This is a genomic window from Streptomyces aurantiacus (genome assembly GCF_001418335.1).
Taxonomy (GTDB): domain Bacteria; phylum Actinomycetota; class Actinomycetes; order Streptomycetales; family Streptomycetaceae; genus Streptomyces; species Streptomyces aurantiacus.
Genome location: NZ_LIPP01000013.1, coordinates 1 through 17142, shown reverse-complemented (window position 1 = coordinate 17142; position 17142 = coordinate 1). Strand labels below are relative to the sequence as shown.

Sequence of the window (17142 nt, the reverse complement as noted above, 5' to 3'; positions counted from 1 at the left end):
GGCTTCCACGGCACCTTCCTCGTACAACACTGGCTGGGCACGAACGGAATGCAGCGCCGGATTCCGGACTATCTGGCCGTGGAGGGGCTGACGGTCCTCAACACCGTCTCCAGTATTTTCTCCTTCGTCCTCGGGCTGTCCCTGCTGCCGTTCTTCTACAACATCTGGAAGACGGCCAAGTACGGCGAGAAGGTCGAGGCCGACGACCCGTGGGGCTACGGCCGTTCGCTGGAGTGGGCCACGTCCTGCCCGCCGCCGCGGCACAACTTCCTCACGCTGCCGCGCATCCGTTCCGAATCCCCCGCCTTCGACCTGCACCACCCCGAGATCGGGGCCGCGGGGCTGCGGTTGCCCGCACCCCGGCAGACGCCTGCGGGAGCCGATGCGTCCGCGGGTGCGCAGTCGTCCGCGGAGGTGCGGTCGTCCGCGGCGGAGAGGGGGCCGCGGTGACCGCGATGGATGACAGGCCGGTCGACGCGGGTGCTCTGATCGCCGAGTTGGAGGGGCATCTGCTGGTGGAGGCCACGCTTGCCGAAGGGCGCCTCGAAGCGGGGCGTTTCGGCCGGCGGTTCGAGTGGCTGACCGACAGTCAGAGAGAGGAGGTGGAGGAGCGTTTCGCGAGGGTGTACGTCTCGCTCGCCCGGCTCTGCTGGGAGCGCACCGCCCTGCGGGCCGGGGAATTGCGGGGCGAATACGAGGCCGCCTATCGTGTGCTGCGGCGGCGGCTTCTCGCGACGTTCCTGTCGGGGACCGCGGTCCTGCTCTCGGCTGCCGTCCTGATCGTCTCGGCCACCCGGTGACGACGAGCCGGCGATGACGAGCCGGCCTGCTTGTTCGACACGAGCCGCCCTGCCGCGTCGGCCGACAGGGCGCGGCAGCGGGCGCTCCGCCGGTCATCGGCGCCATACTGGCCGTCGTGCGAGTAGCGATCATGACGGCGGGTTCACGGGGCGACGCGGCGCCGTACACGGGGCTCGGACACGGGCTGGCGCGGGGCGGGCACGAGGTCACGGTGGTGACGCATGGGTGCTTCGAGCCTCTGGTGTCGGCCGCCGGACTGGGGTTCCATCCGCTGCCGGTGGATCCGAGGGCGGAGCTGGAGTCCCCCCGCGGGCGCGCGCTGCACCGCAGTGCCACCGGGGTCGGCAAGCTGGCCCGGGTGGTCGGGATGACGCGGTCGCTGGTGGGGCGGATGGTGGACGACCTGGTGGCTGCCGCCGGGTCGGCCGACGTGCTGCTGCTGTCGAGTTCGCTGGGGCCCCTCGGCCATGTCGTCGCCGAGGGGCACGGGGTGCCGAGCATGGGCGTCTATCTCCAGCCGCTCGCCCCCACACGTGAGTTCGCGCCACCGGTGATCGGCACCCGGTCACTGGGGGCGGCGGGCAACCGGCTCGCGGGGCGTGCCGTGAACGTGGCCGTGGAGCAGATCTTCGCCGACACCACGCGGGCGTTGCGGGCCCGGCTCGGTCTGCCGCCGCTCGGCTCGCGCGCCGCCCGTCGCGCCCGTGAGCGGCACAACTGGCAGGTCCACCACGGATTCAGCCCCCTGGTGGTGCCGCGGCCCCGCGACTGGCGACCCGGTCTCGGGGTCGCCGGGTACTGGTGGCCGTACGACCTGGAACCCCAACTCCCCGAGCGGCTGCGGGAGTTCCTGGACTCCGGGCCTCCGCCGGTCTTCTTCGGTCTGGGCAGCGCCACCGTGCCCGATGCCGGGCGGCTGAGCGGGGTGGTCGTGCGGGCCCTGCGCGCGGCCGGGGTGCGAGGTGTGGTACAGCGGGGCTGGGCCGGTCTTGCCGCCACCGGCGACGACATGTTCACCGTCGACGAGGTCCCGCACTCGGCGCTGTTCCCGCACATGGCCGCGGTGGTGCATCACGCGGGTGCGGGCACGACCGCGGCGGCGCTGCGTGCCGGTGTTCCGGCCGTGCCCGTGCCGATCCAGTTCGACGAGGCATTCTGGGCCGCACGGCTCGTGGCGCTCGGGGTGGCCCCGGCGGCGGTTCCGCTGCGCGGGCTCACCGCCGACGCGCTCGGTGCCGCCGTGCGGCGCGCGGTGACCGGGCCCGCGCACTCGGCGCGCGCGAAGGTGCTGGCCGGCCGGCTCCGCGACGAGGACGGGGTGGGTCCCGTCCTCGCGGCCGTGAACCGGCTGGCCGGGGCCTGACCGGTGACGGCGCCGCTGCTTCCGCGACGGAAGCGCAGGGCTCCTATCCCGCGACTCCTGCTGTTCCCTCGACGCGGTGGGTCAGTCCGTCCAGGATGAGGGCCAGACCGGCCTCGAACGCCGACTCGTGATCGATCAGCGGGACGACCGGGTGGTCCGCGCCGACATCGTGGCCGGTGCCCCCCTGTCCCGTGCCCCCTCGCTCCGTGTTCGCCTGCTCCGTGTCCGCCTGTTCCTCCAGAGCGCTGCCGACCGTGAAGCGGCTGGCGGCGAGCATCGCCATCTGGGCGTCTCGTTCCGGCACACCGGCCGCGAGCAGGAAGGCCATCTTGTGGGCGATGCGGTCGAGGTCGCCCCCTCCAGGGGCGTTTCCGGCGTGGAGCCGTGCGCCGTCGCGGCGTAGCAGCAGGGTCCGCCGGAAGCTGCGCGTGTTCTCCAGGAACCACGCGCGCCAGTCCTCTTCGGGCGCCGGGAGCGGAGCCGTCGCGTGCGGGTCCATCGCGGCCTGGGCCATGGCGCCGAGCAGCTCTTTCTTGTTCCGGAAATGGTAGTAGAGCGAGGGCTGTTCGACTCCCAGGCGCTTCGCGAGCTGTCTGGTGCTGACGGCGTCCAGGCCGACCTCGTCGAGCAGGTCGAGCGCCTCGCCCACGACGGTCTCCCGGTTCATCTTCATTTTGACAATCTATCGGCGATAGGCGACGCTCGCAAAAGCACCTATCACCGATAGAAAAAGGTTCGTGTCATGGCGCACGCAGCGGAACCCGCAGCAGGATCCCCAGCACAACCCCCCTCCCTGAAGGTCCTCATCTGCGGCGGCGGGGTCGCGGGACAGGCTCTGGCTCACCGGCTCACCCGGGGCGGTCACCGGGTGACCGTCGTCGAACGCTTTCCGGCGCTGCGGGCCACGGGCGCCCAGGTGGACCTCCGGGGCCAGGGCATCGACGCCGTCAGGCGCATGGGTCTTCTCGACACTGTCAAGAGCAAGCTCGTGGACGAGGCGGGCGTCGCCTTCGTCAACGCCCGTGGCAAGCCGCGGGCGACGATCATGGCCAACACGTCCGGTCGGGGCCGGCAGACACTGACCTCCGAGTACGAGATCATGCGCGGTGACCTGGTGCGCATCCTCCACGATGCGACGAAGGGCGACGTGGACCACGTCTTCGGCGTGAGCGTGGACGGGTTCGAGCAGGACGAGGAGCGCGTGGTCGCCCACTTCTCCGACGGCTCCTCCGGCGCGTTCGACCTCCTGGTCGGAGCGGACGGACAGGGGTCGCGCATCCGGCGGGCCGTCCTGCCGCCGGGCACGCCCGATCCGTACTGGCGGGTGGGCATCCACATGGCGTACTGGTTCGTCCCGCGCATCGCCTCGGACACCGACATCCGGGACACCTACCTCGCCCCCGGTGGCCGGATGATCATGCGGCGGAGTCACCACCCGAGCGAGACCCAGGTCTACTTCGCGCTGCGGGAGGAGTCCGAGGACGCCTCAGCCGTCCACCGGGAGCCGGTCGAGCGCCAGAAGCGGTTCTGGGCCGACAGGTTCCGTGACGCGGGCTGGCAGACCGAGCGCTTCCTCAAGGGCATGGAGACGACCGACAGCTTCTACTCCCAGGAGGTCGTGCAGGTGCGCACGGACACGTGGTCGAAGGGGCGCGTGGTCCTGGTCGGAGACGCCGCACACTGCGCTTCTCCCTACAGCGGCATGGGTGTCTCCGGCGGCCTGGTCGGCGCGTACGTCCTGGCCGGCGAGATCAACCGCCACGCCGACGACCTGCCCCGGGCGCTGGCGAACTACGACACCACGCTGCGTCCGTTCGTCGACGAGATCCAGGCCGCGGTGAAACCGCACCTCCTGCGCCTGGGCATGCCCATGAGCAAGCCGGCCATCGACGCCTTCCACTCCGTCACCGCGCTGGCCTGCTTCCTGCGCGTCCCCGACCTCGTCGCGCGGTACGCGAAGGAGGACCGGGGCGGCGACTGGCGGCTCCCGGAATACCCGGACCTCCGCGCCTGATGAGCGCGGTGCTGGGTCCCGGAGGCGCCGTACCGCACGACCTCGCCGGGCTGCTCCTCGCCGATCCCGGCAGCGCCGGGTCAGCCTCAAGACTCAGGCCGAGCCCTGCTCGTACTGCCGTTTCCGTACGCGCCGGTGTCCGCAGGTGCGGGACGACGTGAGGGGCCTCTGTCACGAACCATGGAGCCACTGCTCCGGCCCGCTGCCTTCCGCAGGCCCACCCGACCGGAGCGCGGCCCTGAGCGCCGCCGCACCCTTTCCGTCTTCCTGACTGGAGCGCCTCGTCATGGCTTCACTGCTCTACCGACTCGGTCGGCTGTCCTTCCGTAAACGCCGCTACGTCGCGCTCGCGTGGGTGGTTCTCCTGGTGGCCTGTGCTTTCGCGGCGATCATGGCACCGGCCGCCGAGGAGGACGGCTTCTCCATGCCGGGCACCGAATCGCAGCAGGCCTTCGACCTGCTGGACGCGCGCTTCCCCGGCGGCAACGCGGAAGGCGCCGACGCGCGCATCGTCTTCGCCGCCCCCGACGGACAGCGGGTGACCGCCGGCGACAACAGGGCGGCGGTGGAGAAGGTCGTCGCCGAAGTGGGCGACGGCACTCAGGTCGCGGAGGCCTTGAGTCCCTTCACGGAGGACGCCGTGAGCAAGGACGGCTCCACCGCCTACGCCACCGTCACGTACAAGGCGAAAAGTGACGATCTGACAGAGGCCACCACCAAGGACCTCCTGGACGCCGTCGAGGACGGCCGGGACGCGGGCCTGACCGTGGAGGTCGGCGGATCGGCCGTGGACGCGGGCCCCGAACTCGGCGGCGTCACCGAGATCATCGGCATCGCCGTCGCGGCGGTGGTCCTGTTCATCACCTTCCGTACCCTGATCGCCGCCGGTCTGCCGCTGCTCACCGCACTCATCGGTCTCGGCGCGGGAATCTGCGCGATCGTCGCCGTCGGCATGTCCACCACGACGATCACTCTGGCCCTCATGCTGGGGCTGGCCGTCGGCATCGACTACGCGCTGTTCATCCTCTCGCGATACCGGGCGGAGCGGTCCGAGGGGCACCCGGCGGAGGAGGCGGCCGGCCGGGCGGTGGGCACGGCGGGATCAGCCGTCGTCTTCGCCGGAACCACGGTCGTCATCGCCCTGGCAGGACTGGCCGTGGCGGGCGTACCCATGCTCACCGACATGGGACTGGCCGCGGCAGGGACGATCGTGATCGCCGTACTGATCGCGCTGACGCTGCTGCCCGCGCTGTTCGGTTTCCTCCCCAAGGCCCTTATGCCGCGCCCCCGGCGCACGGCGAAGCAGCGGACCGCCGCGGCGAAGGAGCCCGCGGGCAGTCGGTGGGCCCGCTACGTGATCCGCCGCCCCCTGGCGGCCCTCCTGCTCGGTGTCGTGGGCCTGGGCGTCGTGGCCCTTCCCGCGCTGGACCTGCAGCTCACCCTGCCCGGCGACGAGGCACAGCCCACCTCGACCACCCAGCGACGCGCCTACGACGCGCTCGCCGAAGGGTTCGGTCCAGGCTTCAACGGACCGCTGACCGTGGTCATCGACGCCGGGAAGACCGCCGACCCGAAGGCGGTCGTCGAGCAGGCCCGCAAGAGCCTGTCCGCCACTCACGGCGTGGTGGAGGTCTCACCGGCCATGTTCAACAAGGCCGGCGACACCGCCGTCGTCTCCGCGGTGCCCAGCACCGGCCCCGCCGCCACCGAGACCAAGAAGATCGTCGAAGCCATCCGTGCGGAGGCCGGCGAACTGGAGGCCGACACGGGCGCACCGATGCTGGTGACCGGTCAGACCGCGATGAACATCGACGTCTCGAACAAGGTCACCGCCGCGCTCATCCCCTATCTCGCCGTCGTGGTGGGCCTGGCCGTACTGCTGCTGATGGTGGTGTTCCGCTCCGTACTCGTCCCGGTCAAGGCGGCGTTGGGCTTCCTGCTCTCGGTCGCCGCGTCGTTCGGCGTGATCGTCGCGGTCTTCCAGTGGGGGTGGCTCAGCGGCCTGCTCGGCGTCGCGCAGACGGGTCCGGTGATGAGCATGATGCCGATCTTCCTGATCGGCGTGGTCTTCGGACTGGCCATGGACTACGAGGTCTTCCTCGTGACCCGCATCCGCGAGGCCTACGTGCACGGCGAGCCGCCCGCCCAGGCCGTCGTCACCGGATTCCGGCACAGTGCCCGGGTCGTGGTGGCCGCCGCCGTCATCATGATCGCGGTCTTCGCCGGCTTCATCGGCATGACCGACTCCATGATCAAGATGCTGGGTCTCGGCCTGGCCTCCGCCGTCTTCTTCGACGCCTTCGTCGTCCGCATGACCATCGTCCCGGCCGCTCTCGCCCTCCTGGGCCACGCGGCGTGGTGGCTGCCACGGTGGCTGGGCAAGGTGCTGCCCGACGTGGACGTCGAGGGCGAGAAGCTGACCCGGCACCTCGCGGCCGGCCCGGCTCTTCCGGTACAGCCCCCGTCACGGGACGAATCGGTCAACGTCTAGCCGGCAGCGGGTGGTTGTGCCGGGGCTGTCCGTGCCACCACGGGCCGTCCCGGCACAACCACCCGCTGCCGGAACGCACGAAGAAGCGAAGAAGCGAAGAAGCAACGACCGGTCAAGGAGCTTGCGTGATCGCCGAGATGCGGCTGTGGGCCCGGTGCCGTCCCCGACAGGTCGACGTCACGCTGGTGGTGGCCCTGTGCGGGCTCGCGGTGCTCTCCACCACCATGACGCAGCCACCCCACATCGTTCGATGGCCGCCGCTGCCCGCTGTCCTCGTCGCCGTATGTTCCTCCTCCGCCCTCTTCGCGCACCGCACGTTCCCTCGTCTGACCGTGGTCGCCACCACGGCGGGTACGGCCGTCCTGGGCGCGATGGGCGCCTCCCTGGGATACCAGTTCAGTTCCACCGTCGCCGGCCCGCTGATGGCGGCTCTGTACTCGCTCGCCTGGCGCACCGACAGCCGCACCGCGGCCCGCTGCACCGCGGCGTCCGCCCTCGTCCTGCTCACCGCCTCAGCCATCTGGTCCCCGAACGGCACGCCCGTACAGGCCGAGCAGGTAGGACTCGTCGGCTTCGTGCTCCTGCCCAGCGCTGTCGCCGACTCCATGCGCAGCCGCCGTGACTACGTCACCGCCGTGGAAGCGCGAGCCGAGATGGCGATACGCACCCGCGAGGAGGAAGCGCGTACCCGGGTCGGTGCGGAGCGGATGCGTATCGCACGTGAACTCCACGACGTCGTCGCCCACCACGTCACCCTGGCCCACGCGCAGGCCGCCACGGCCGAGTACCTGCTGTCCACCAAACCGGACAAGGCGCAGCACGTGATGCAGAACCTCACCACGACGCTGGTCTCCGCGCTGGGCGAACTCAGGGCGACCGTGGGGCTGCTCCGCGAGACCGGGGAGCCCCCGACCCCGGTGGAGCCGGCTCCCCGGCTGTCCCGGCTTCCGGCGCTGCTCGCCTCCTTCGGCCATGCGGGACTGGACGTCTCACTCACCTGCGACGGTCCCGGGCAGGCCCTGTCGTCCGGCGTCGACCTCACGGCGTACCGGATCGTGCAGGAAGCACTGACGAACGTCACCAAACACGCCGGGACGACGTCCGCGTCGGTTCATCTCGACTACGGCGACCGCCTCTTGACGATCACTGTCAGGGACGACGGGGAGCAGCGGACGACAAGCGCCGCCGGCTACGGCCTGATCGGCATGCGGGAGCGCGCGCAGGCCGTCGGCGGGCGGCTGCGCGCCCGGCGCAGACCCGACGTCGGGTTCGAGGTGGTCGCGGAGCTTCCCACGGACGCGCCGCACCCCGAGAGCCCTCCGCCCGGCGATCACAAGGAGTCCGAATGACCATTCGGGTGCTGCTCGCCGACGACCAGGCGCTCCTCGCCGGCACGTTCCAGATCCTCATCGACTCCGGCGACGACATGGAAGTCGTCGGCATCGCGGCGAACGGCGTCCAGGCCGTGGAACTGGCCCGCGCCACCACGCCGGACGTCGTGGTCATGGACATCAGGATGCCGGACAAGGACGGCTTGGTGGCCGCCGGGGAGATCACTCGGGATCACCGGCTGAAGGACACTCGCGTGCTCGTCCTCACCACCTTCGAGACGGACGACCACATCGCGAGGGCTCTCCGTGCGGGCGTGAGCGGATTCCTGGGCAAGGGAGTCGATCCCGCCGCGTTCCTGAATGCCATCCGTACCGTGGCGGCCGGGGACATGGTCCTGTCCCCCGCCGCCACGCACGCCGTGGTCACGCGTTACCTCGCCAGCCCCGACCGTCAGGCCGCGACGCCGCACGAAATGGAGGTACTCACTCCGCGTGAGCGTGAAGTCCTGGCGTGCGCCGCCAAGGGGCTCACCAACGACGAGATCGCCCGGAGCCTGCATGTCAGCCCGATGACCGTGCGTACCTTCGTCCAGCGCATCATGACCAAGCTCGGTGCCCGCCACCGTGCCCAGCTCGTCGCCATCGCCTACCGGACCGGTTTCGTACGCGTGCACCGACCGCCCGAGCCGAACACGGACCCCGGGAACACCGGGTAGGCGGTCGGTACACGCCCGGGGTCAGGCCACGGTGATGTGTACCGTCATCTCGTCGGCGCCCGGGGTGCCCACGGTCTCGATGGTGACCCCCGTCCAGGTGCCGTCGGGCAGGTTCAGTGCCGGTTCCGTCTTCTCGCCGACCGTGTTCTGGTCCTTGAACGGGTACAGGTCGTCGCTGTCGCCCCGGTTGCCCCGGCCGAACATCCGCGAGAGGTCGCCGCGGCCGTCGGCCTGGAGGAGCTCGATGGCGAGGTTCTGCTCGTCGTTGACGTTGTCGATCGACTCGTCGACCACGTACACGGCGATCCCCTCGTCGGGCAGGAAGGCGTCCTGGCCGCGCCGGCGGCGGTACTCGACGAGGATGTACTGGTGGTCGGACATCGTCTCGGGGTTCTGGACGAACACCGCTTCGCCGTCCTCCGCCGCGGGCCGCAGGCTGATGTCCCGGGTGGTCTTGTTCACCACCTGGGGTTCGGTCCAGCCGTGGAACATCCGCAGCATGGCGGTCGGGAACACCGGGGTCAGCCCGCCGTTGCCCCATGAACCGCCCGACATGAGGCAGTAGTTGCCGAGCCCGGCCGACCGGGTCAGCTGCTGCTGTCCGGTGTCGTAGTAGTCGGCCCAGCGGGCCGCGAGGTGGCCCCACTCATGGGCGCAGACACCGACGGCGCAGTCCTCCGGCACGGTCAGGAAGGTGCGGACCGACAGGCCCGGCGCGACCTCGACGCCGCCGGGGATCGTCCACTTGAGGCTCCACAGGTCACCGCGCTGCGTCGTCTGCTCGGCGCCGCGTCCGGCGTGGATGACGAACAGGGCGGTGACGGCGCCCTCGTCGAGCGCGTCGAAGGAGGTGAAGTCGACCCCGGCGGCGCGAGCCGCCATTACGGCGTCGTACGCCAGTCCCTGCGAGTTGCGCGGGTAGGTGGTGTTCATGCCCGAGTTGCCGTCGGCGTAGTAGGACAGCGGCTGCGGCATACGGAACCAGCCGTGCACGGCGCCCTGGATGTCGATGCCGGTGCTGGGCGAGGTGTCGAAGGCGCTGACCTGGCGGTAGAAGGAGCGCATGCTGCCGCTCGGGAACTCGTCCAGGCCGAAGAGCATGCTGTCGTAGTGGCCGGGGCCGTGGTCGGCCTCGTGCGGCTGGTCGGGGAAGTCGACGAGCAGCACCAGCGTCCGTACGGTTCCCCGCAGTGGGGTGGTGGGGCGGGTGATCAGCTGCTTGTCGGTGCTGGGCCCGGGGTCGACCGCCCCGTCGTCGAGGCCGACGAGGTTCTCGCCCCTGCGGCCCGCGCGCCAGACGGTGTAGTACTCCTCGAAGGTCGTGTTCGTGGGCAGGCGGCGTTCTTTGCGCAGTTCGAGGTAGCGGGCGTACAGCTGGGCCATGGCCTGCGGCGCCAACGGCACGGGGCAGGCGGCGTCACAGTGGTGGGCGGGCCGTACGGGGCTGAGCGTATGGCGCATCAGGCACCCCCTTCAGGGGACGAACCCCTCTTTGCCGGACACGGAGGATCCAGAAAAATCAGGCCATGTGAAGGCCGTACGCCCTCTCTTAGCCGGGAGACGACTTCCCTGTCAATCTCCGCCCAGAGCTGTGCCGTTGGGCACTCGAAGCGGAACTGTGCCGTCACCCCACCGTGGCGGCCGCCCAGTTCGACAGCTCCGTGCGCGCGGCGCTCAGCAGGGCCGCGGACGGGGCCGTCGCGCCGTTGGTGACCAGGGCGTAGTGCAGGGTGCCCGAGTCCGGGGCGGTCAGCAGGAGGCGACGGCTGCCCGTGCCACCCGGTTCGCGAGCGACCGCGATCGGGGTGGTCCTGGTGTACGCGGGCGGCGCGGCGCTCACGCCGAGGTCCGAGACCACCGTCGTGGCGGCGGTCGGGAAGGACGCCGGCAGATGCAGCTCGGTGGGCTCGGCGCTGCCGTCCGAGCGCCACACCTGGAGCGCGTACTGGCCGGAGCCGACCAGCTCGGCCACGCGCGGCAGCGAGCTCGGGACCGGGTTCCAGGTCAGCGTGGTGGAGCCGTCCCGCGACCGGTCCTCGTAGGTGAAGGCGACCGTCGCGCCCGCCGTCGCGCTCGGGTAGACGCGGTCGAGGAGCCGGGTGTCCTGGCGCAGCACCGCCGTCCCGGAGTCGTCGAGGCGTACGGCGGAGAGGTCCTCGTCGTTCCAGGCGTCACCGGTGGTGAGCACCTTGTCGGGGTTGCCGTTCATCAGCTCGTGGTGACGGCCGTGGTAGATGTCCCACTGCCACTGCGAGCCGGACAGAACGGGACCCGACCGGGTCGGACCGGTCCACCAACTGACGCCCTTCACACGGGAGTCGAGGGCCTGGTACATCGCCTTGAGGACGGTCGGCGCCTTGTCGGAGACGTTGCCCGCGAGCGGATGGCCGAACTCGCTGACGACCGCCGCGGTGCCGGTGGCGGCGGCCCGGTCGCGCACGGCGGCGAAGTCGTTGACGTACTGTCCGTTCTCCGCCTTGCCCCACATGAAGATGCCCGAGATCGCCTTCTGGTCGTAGAAGTGCGTGTTGAAGACGTAGCGCGGGCCGAGGGTGCCCGCGTCGAGGAGGCCGCCCTCCTGCTTCTGGAAGTCGATGTTGGCGTTCCAGAAGAGATTCGGCTCCACGAAGGCGGGCTTGTCCTGCCAGCCCGCCGCGTCCATCCGCGCCCGGAATTTCCCGTAGAACGGCCAGAGCACGTCCTTCTCCCACGCCCGGCTCGTCTGACCGGAGTCGTAGACACCCGCGTGCGGCTCGTTGTACGGGTCGAAGCCGACGACGCCCGCGAACTGGGCGTCGGTCAGGTGCTGTTCGACGTACGCCATGGTGGTCCCCGCGGTGGTGAGGAAGGCGTCCTGGAGACCGTGCGCGTTGTGCCAGAAGTCGTACGACGCCTGCGTGACGGCGGCGTTCGAGGTGATGTTCTGGCCCCAGAACGGGCAGATGCCGCAGTACTCGTCCGGGTAGTCGCCGGCGTCGACGGCCCACTTCGGGGCACCGTCGCCCGTGTACCAGCTGTCGGGGTCGAAGAGGTGGCGCGAGTAGAGGTCCTGGTGGAAGTCGGGGTAGATCCTGATCCCGGCGTCCAGGAAGGCGCGCATCTGGTCGGTGGCCGCGGCGAGGTACGCGGTGTCCACCTGGCCGCGCACCGGTTCGGCGTACGCCCAGGAGAGCAGGAAGCGCACCGAGTTGCCGCCGCCGAGGGCGCGCAGTGCGGTCGCCGACTTCCTGGCGTCCGCAACCGAGGCGAACGGCAGGCCGTGGTTCTCGTCGAGCTTCGTCTCGCCGGAGACGTTGTAGCCGCGCAGTACGACCTCGCGGCCGAGACCGTCGGTGAAGCGGCCGTCGTGGACCGTGAGGGTCGCGGCGGCGGCCGGGTCGAACCACAGGTCGTCGGGGAGGGCGGTGGCGGACGGGGCTCCCGCGGTCGTCAGCAGGCCGGTCAGCAGGACGAGGACCCCGAGCAGATGCGCACGCAACTTGGGCATGTCCACAACAATCCCGTGCGCGTCATCGACCGTCAAGGTTCCTGACTTGAGAGTAAGTCAGCTTTCGGACGAGGACGGCACTCGCGCCGGGCCGGCTGCCGACGCCCGACCGGCGGGGTCGGCGCGGCAGGGCGCGCGGCGCGGTGGTCGTGGCGCTGCCGGGCGGCCGGGAGCGTGGCGATCCGGAGCCGCTCGCGGCCCGGATGCGAGGCTTGCACCGGTTGGCGCAGCGGGTGATCCGGGCCGCTCCGCGCAGGGCCCGCTCCGGTCACGCACCGCCGGCCGCCGGTGCGGCAGCGCCGGCGCCGGGCGTGGCCGCGTTCGTCGAGGGCCACAGCCCGGCCGCGCCGGACCGTCCGGCGGCGGTGGTGAGAGGAGCGGAGCGGACATGCGTGAGATCCTCCCGGCGCTCGGCCGGTGGTACGCGGAAGGCTTCCCCTTCGGTCTCGCCACGGTCGTCGCCGTCAGCCGGAGCACGCCACGCGACCCCGGCGCCGCCATGGCCGTCGGGCCCGGCGACGAGGTCGTGGGCAGCGTGTCCGGCGGCTGCGTCGAGGGCGCGGTCTTCGAGCTGGCCCGGGAGGTGGCCGCGTCGGGCGAGGCCCGTCTTGAGACCTTCGGGTACAGCGACGAGGACGCGTTCGCCGTCGGGCTGACCTGCGGCGGGGAGATCACCCTCCTCGTACGGCCCGTGACGGCCGCTCTCGATCCGTCCTTCGGGGCGGTCGCGGAGTCGGTGGCCGCGGGCCGCCCGGTCACGGTGGCGACGGTGACCGACGGCCCGGCACGACGCGGCGCGTCCCTCGCCGTCTGGGCGGACGAGGTGTCCGGAACGCTCGGCACGACGGGCCTGGACGTGGCCGTGACCGCCGACGCGCGGGGCGAACTGGCGCTGGGCGCGACCGGCCTGCGGCACTACGGACCGCGCGGCGAGCGACGCGAGGACGCAGTGACGGTCTTCCTGCACTCGTTCGCTCCGCCGCCGCGCATGCTGGTCTTCGGGGCGATCGACTACGCGGCGGCGGTCGCCCGCATCGGCGCCTTCCTCGGCCACCGGGTCACGGTGTGCGACGCGCGGCCCGTCTTCGCCACCGCGAAACGCTTCCCGGCGGACGTCGAGGTCGTAGTCGAGTGGCCGCACCGTTTCCTGCGGACGACGGACACCGACGAGCGCACGGTGATCTGCGTCCTCACCCACGATCCCAGGTTCGACGTGCCGCTCCTGGAGGAGGCGCTGCGCCGCCCGGCGGCGTACATCGGGGCGATGGGCAGCCGCCGTACGCACGACGAGCGGCTGGCACGGCTGCGCGAGGGCGGGCTCGGCGAGGCCGAACTGGCCCGGCTGCGCTCGCCGGTCGGCCTCGACCTCGGGGCGCGTACGCCCGAGGAGGTGGCCGTGTCCGTCGCCGCCGAGATCGTGGCGCTGCGCTGGGGCGGCAGCGGCGTCCCGCTGACGGCGACGGACGGGGAGATCCACCCGCGGCGGTAGATCAGGCGCGAGCACGCGGGGCATGCGGGACACGCGGCGGCAGCCGGTGCAGGCGGACGTCGTCGAGCGTGCCGCCTTGCACCGTCGCGGTCATGTACGTGCAGTGCGGTTGGCGTCGGCGGTCGGTGGGCGAGCCCGGATTGAGCAGCCGCAGACCGGTGGCGGCCGTGGTGTCCCAGGGGATGTGGCTGTGGCCGAAGACCAGCACGTCGACGTCGGGGAAGCGCTCCGCGCACCGCCGTTCGCGGCCCTGGGCGGGACCGGTCTCGTGGACGACCGCGAGGCGCAGGCCGTCGAGTTCGGCGTGGGCGACCTCGGGGAGGCGGGCCCTGAGACCGGGGCCGTCGTTGTTGCCGTAGACGCCGATGAGCCGCTGGGAGCGGCTCCGGAGGAGGTCGAGGGTCGCGGTGTCCACCCAGTCGCCCGCGTGGATCACGACGTCGGCGCGCGGGAGTTCGGCGAGGAGCGGCGCGGGGAGTTCCCTGGCGCGCCTGGGCAGGTGGGTGTCGGACATCAGCAGGAGGCGCACGCGGATCAGTCCCCGACGGGTTCGGTCAGGGTGAGTTCGGCCCACACCTGTTTGCCGCCGCTGACCGGAACCGTTCCCCAGGTGGCCGAGAGGGCCTCGACGAGGAGGATGCCGCGGCCTCCGGTGGCCTCCCAGCCGATGCTCGTGGGCTTGATGGGCGTACGCGGTGAGATGTCGGCGACGGCGACGCGCATCCGGTTGTTGATGAGGGTGAGGTCGAGGCGGACCTGGCCGTCGGTGTGCACGAGGGCGTTGGTGACGAGTTCGGAGACGATCAGGAGGATGGCGTCGGGCTCATCCGTGACGCCCCAGGCGCGCAGGGCACGGCGGGTGAAGCGGCGGGCGTGGCGGACCGCCTCGGGGACGCGCCACACGGTCCAGCTCTCGCGCAGCGGTCTCAGGTCCAGGCCGTCGTAGCGCATGAGGAGCAGGGCCACGTCGTCGCTGCGGTTGGCGTCCGCGAGCAGGGCGTCCGCGACGAGCCCGAGGTGGGCGGGGTCGGCGGCGGCCAGTTGGCCGGCCAGCCGGCGCAGGCCGTCCTCCAGGTCGAGTTCGGCGGACTCGACCAGGCCGTCCGTGGTGAGGGCCACCACGGTGCCGGGCTGGAGCGGCAGCGGGCTCATCGGGAAGTCGGCCTGTGTGATGACGCCGAGGGGCGGCCCGCCCTCCGTGACGAGGATGTCGGTCGTGCCGTCCGGGCGCCGCAGGACCGGCGGCAGATGCCCGGCGCGTACGCACCACGCCGTGCCCTCCGCCATGTCCACGTCGACGTAGCAGCAGGTGGCGAAGAGGCCGGTCTCCATGCCCATGAGCAGCCGGTTGGCGCGGGAGACGACCACGTCCGGGGGGTGGCCCTCGACGGCGTACGCGCGCAGCGCGGTGCGCATCTGGCCCATCAGGGTGGCGGCCTGGGCGTTGTGTCCCTGGACGTCGCCGATGACGAGGGCGACGTGGTCGTCGGGCAGCGGGATCACGTCGTACCAGTCGCCGCCGACCTCCAGACCCGCGGTGGTGGGCAGATAGCGGGCGACGGCCTCGGCCCCGGCCAGGGGCGGCAGTCTGCGCGGGAGAAGGGTGCGCTGGAGCATGCCGACGAGTTCGTGCTCGGCGTCGAAGGCGCGGGCGCGCATCAGCGCCTGTCCCGCGAGTCCCGCGGAGGCGGTGAGCAGGGTGCGTTCGTCCGGGCCGAAGTCGTGCGGGGTGTCCCAGCCGATGAGGCAGACGCCTGCCATCCGGCCCCCGGCCGGCAGGGGCAGGACGGCGAGACCGCCGGGGCCGACGTCGGCGAGTGCGGGCTCCAGCGGTGTTCCGGCGGGCCGGATCACCGCGCGTCCCTCGCGCAGGGCCGCCTCCAGGGTCGGCATGGAGCGCACGGGGGCGTCGGGCCAGTCCGAGCGCCACTCGGTGCGCCACACCTCGGGCCAGGCCTCCGGTTCCGGCGGGTCCAGGACGGTGACGACGAGGCGCTCGCCCTCCAGCTCGGCCACGGCGATGCGGTCGGCCGCCAGGGGCCGGCGCAGGGCGGTGACGACCGCCTGGCCGACGTCGTGGACGGTGCCCGCGGTGGCGAGGGCGGCGGCGAGGCGCTGGACGCGCGTCACCTCGTTGCCGCTGGGCCGCAGGTTCGAGGCGTCGGCGACGGCGCCCACCAGCCGGGACGGGCGCCCGTCGGCGGCGGGCAGCAGCCGGGCGCGCAGTCTGAGCCACTTCTGCTCGCCGGAGGGCCGGCCGATGCGGAACTCCAGCTCCCGCTCGCCGAGGGACATGTGGTCGGCCTCCACCACGGACATCAGCGTGGGCAGGTCCTCCGGCACGGTCATGCTCAGCAGCGTCTCGACCTTGCCGTCGAAGTCGTCGGGGTCGAGTCCGAACAGGTCCAGCACCTCGTCGTCGACCTCGACGCGCCCCGAGTCCAGCGCCAGCGTGAACGAACTGGTGGACAGTGCCTCGGAGTCGCCGGTCCCCGTCGTGGGCGGGAAGGAGACCGCCCCGGCGAACAGTTCCAGACACTCGCGGTCGTCGGTGCCGAAGCCGCCGGGGCTCTCGCTCACGGCCACCAGACAGCCGCCGCCGCGCGGGTCGGGCGGCAGCGGCAGGGCCGCCAGCCAGAAGTCGCCCGCCGGTGACCGCCGGGCGCCGGCGGGCGCGGTGAGCTCCCGCGGGCCCAGCCACCGGGGCCGCCCGGCACGGTAGGCGTCGGCCGCGGGCGAGCCGCCCGAGAGGGGATAGCTGTCGCGTACGCCGTACAGGGAGCGGGGTACGCCGGCGGACTCGATCAGGCACAGCTGGTCGCCCCGGTCCCCCGGCGCGTACACGAGGGCGAGCGTTGCCCCGCCGTACACGAGCGTCAGTTCGAGCACGCTCCGCAGCCGTTCGGGGGAGCCGGGGTCGGTGTGGAGCGTCTTGAGGGCAAGTTCGGCACGCGGCTTTCGCGTTGCGCGCCCCTCGTCTTCCTCACTCACCACGTCCGTCATTACAGCGCTTTCAGGACGCGGGCGCAGCCCCTGTGACCGTTCCGAGGCCCGGTGGCGCCCCGGCCGGATGCGCGCGGGGCCGCCGCCCGCAGGCCCGTCGGCCGTGTCGCGGCAGGTTCTCGGAACCCGTCGGGGATACCGCCGACAGGGGTCACGCCGCGTGGCACGCCGTGCATTCCGCACGGTGACCTGGTGACAGGCGTGACTGTCCGTGTCCGGTGTGGGGTGGAAGCCTCGGTCGGGAGCCGGAGGGGGCATCGATGGACAAGCGGTACGAGGTCTACGCGCTGACCGACAGACACTTCTACGAGACACCCGACCGGCCGGCCGCGCCGGGACGCGACGCGGCGCCCGCCTTCGAGACGGCCGAGCGGGCGGTGCCCCCGGGGTGGCGGGCGGCGCGGATCGGCGACTGGCTGGCGTTGACCCCCGTGGACCCCCTCGCCC

13 protein-coding genes and 1 pseudogene are annotated in these 17142 nt (G+C 71.9%); 9 read left to right on the top strand and 5 right to left on the bottom strand.

Annotation, left to right across the window (positions count from 1 at the left end):
- From AOK01_RS02030 to AOK01_RS02020, 3 genes and pseudogenes are all read left to right on the top strand, one after another.
- Window positions 1-450 (top strand): annotated as a pseudogene (locus AOK01_RS02030) (hypothetical protein); the annotation flags it as partial.
- A 5-nt stretch (window positions 451-455) separates the two neighbouring features.
- Window positions 456-800, top strand: a complete 345-nt coding sequence (locus AOK01_RS02025) for a hypothetical protein (protein WP_107099708.1) — start codon at window positions 456-458, stop codon at window positions 798-800.
- A 131-nt stretch (window positions 801-931) separates the two neighbouring features.
- The gene (locus AOK01_RS02020) at window positions 932-2164 is read left to right on the top strand and encodes a glycosyltransferase (protein WP_055507716.1); all 1233 of its coding nucleotides are present in this window, start codon (window positions 932-934) and stop codon (window positions 2162-2164) included.
- Between the two features lie 43 nt (window positions 2165-2207).
- On the opposite strand, the gene AOK01_RS02015 is transcribed toward AOK01_RS02020, so the two are convergent.
- Window positions 2208-2837: a TetR/AcrR family transcriptional regulator C-terminal domain-containing protein gene (locus AOK01_RS02015; RefSeq protein ID WP_107099707.1), complete on the bottom strand. Its 630-nt coding sequence runs from the start codon at window positions 2835-2837 to the stop codon at window positions 2208-2210.
- Window positions 2838-2906: 69 nt separating this feature from the next.
- Between AOK01_RS02015 and AOK01_RS02010 the strand changes: the two genes are divergently transcribed.
- From AOK01_RS02010 to AOK01_RS01995, 4 genes are all read left to right on the top strand, one after another.
- The gene (locus AOK01_RS02010; protein ID WP_055507712.1) at window positions 2907-4178 is read left to right on the top strand and encodes an FAD-dependent monooxygenase; all 1272 of its coding nucleotides are present in this window, start codon (window positions 2907-2909) and stop codon (window positions 4176-4178) included.
- A gap of 286 nt (window positions 4179-4464) precedes the next feature.
- On the top strand, window positions 4465-6669 hold the full coding sequence (locus tag AOK01_RS02005) for an MMPL family transporter (protein ID WP_055507710.1): 2205 nt from the start codon (window positions 4465-4467) through the stop codon (window positions 6667-6669).
- Window positions 6670-6794: 125 nt separating this feature from the next.
- The gene (locus tag AOK01_RS02000; RefSeq protein WP_055507708.1) at window positions 6795-8018 is read left to right on the top strand and encodes a sensor histidine kinase; all 1224 of its coding nucleotides are present in this window, start codon (window positions 6795-6797) and stop codon (window positions 8016-8018) included.
- Complete coding sequence (locus AOK01_RS01995) at window positions 8015-8716, top strand: response regulator (RefSeq protein ID WP_055507705.1); 702 nt, start codon at window positions 8015-8017, stop codon at window positions 8714-8716. The genes AOK01_RS02000 and AOK01_RS01995 overlap by 4 nt, the downstream gene beginning before the upstream one ends.
- 21 nt (window positions 8717-8737) lie before the next feature.
- On the opposite strand, the gene AOK01_RS01990 is transcribed toward AOK01_RS01995, so the two are convergent.
- Complete coding sequence (locus AOK01_RS01990; protein WP_055507703.1) at window positions 8738-10177, bottom strand: M6 family metalloprotease domain-containing protein; 1440 nt, start codon at window positions 10175-10177, stop codon at window positions 8738-8740.
- Window positions 10178-10340: 163 nt separating this feature from the next.
- Window positions 10341-12203, bottom strand: a complete 1863-nt coding sequence (locus AOK01_RS01985) for a cellulase family glycosylhydrolase (protein WP_055507720.1) — start codon at window positions 12201-12203, stop codon at window positions 10341-10343.
- 388 nt (window positions 12204-12591) lie between these two features.
- Here AOK01_RS01985 and AOK01_RS01980 point away from each other — a divergent pair, with 388 nt between their 5' ends.
- Complete coding sequence (locus AOK01_RS01980; RefSeq protein WP_055507701.1) at window positions 12592-13692, top strand: XdhC family protein; 1101 nt, start codon at window positions 12592-12594, stop codon at window positions 13690-13692.
- 1 nt (window position 13693) lies between these two features.
- Here the strand turns inward: AOK01_RS01980 and AOK01_RS01975 are convergent, their stop codons facing one another.
- Together AOK01_RS01975 and AOK01_RS01970 are read right to left on the bottom strand one after the other, a co-directional pair.
- Window positions 13694-14221: a metallophosphoesterase family protein gene (locus AOK01_RS01975; protein WP_055507699.1), complete on the bottom strand. Its 528-nt coding sequence runs from the start codon at window positions 14219-14221 to the stop codon at window positions 13694-13696.
- Window positions 14222-14226: 5 nt separating this feature from the next.
- Entirely contained in the window at window positions 14227-16695 is a 2469-nt protein-coding gene (locus tag AOK01_RS01970; protein ID WP_055507697.1) for a SpoIIE family protein phosphatase, read from the bottom strand.
- 260 nt (window positions 16696-16955) lie between these two features.
- Here AOK01_RS01970 and AOK01_RS01965 point away from each other — a divergent pair.
- On the top strand, window positions 16956-17142 hold a 187-nt coding region (locus AOK01_RS01965), incomplete at its 3' end, for a hypothetical protein (RefSeq protein ID WP_157871158.1).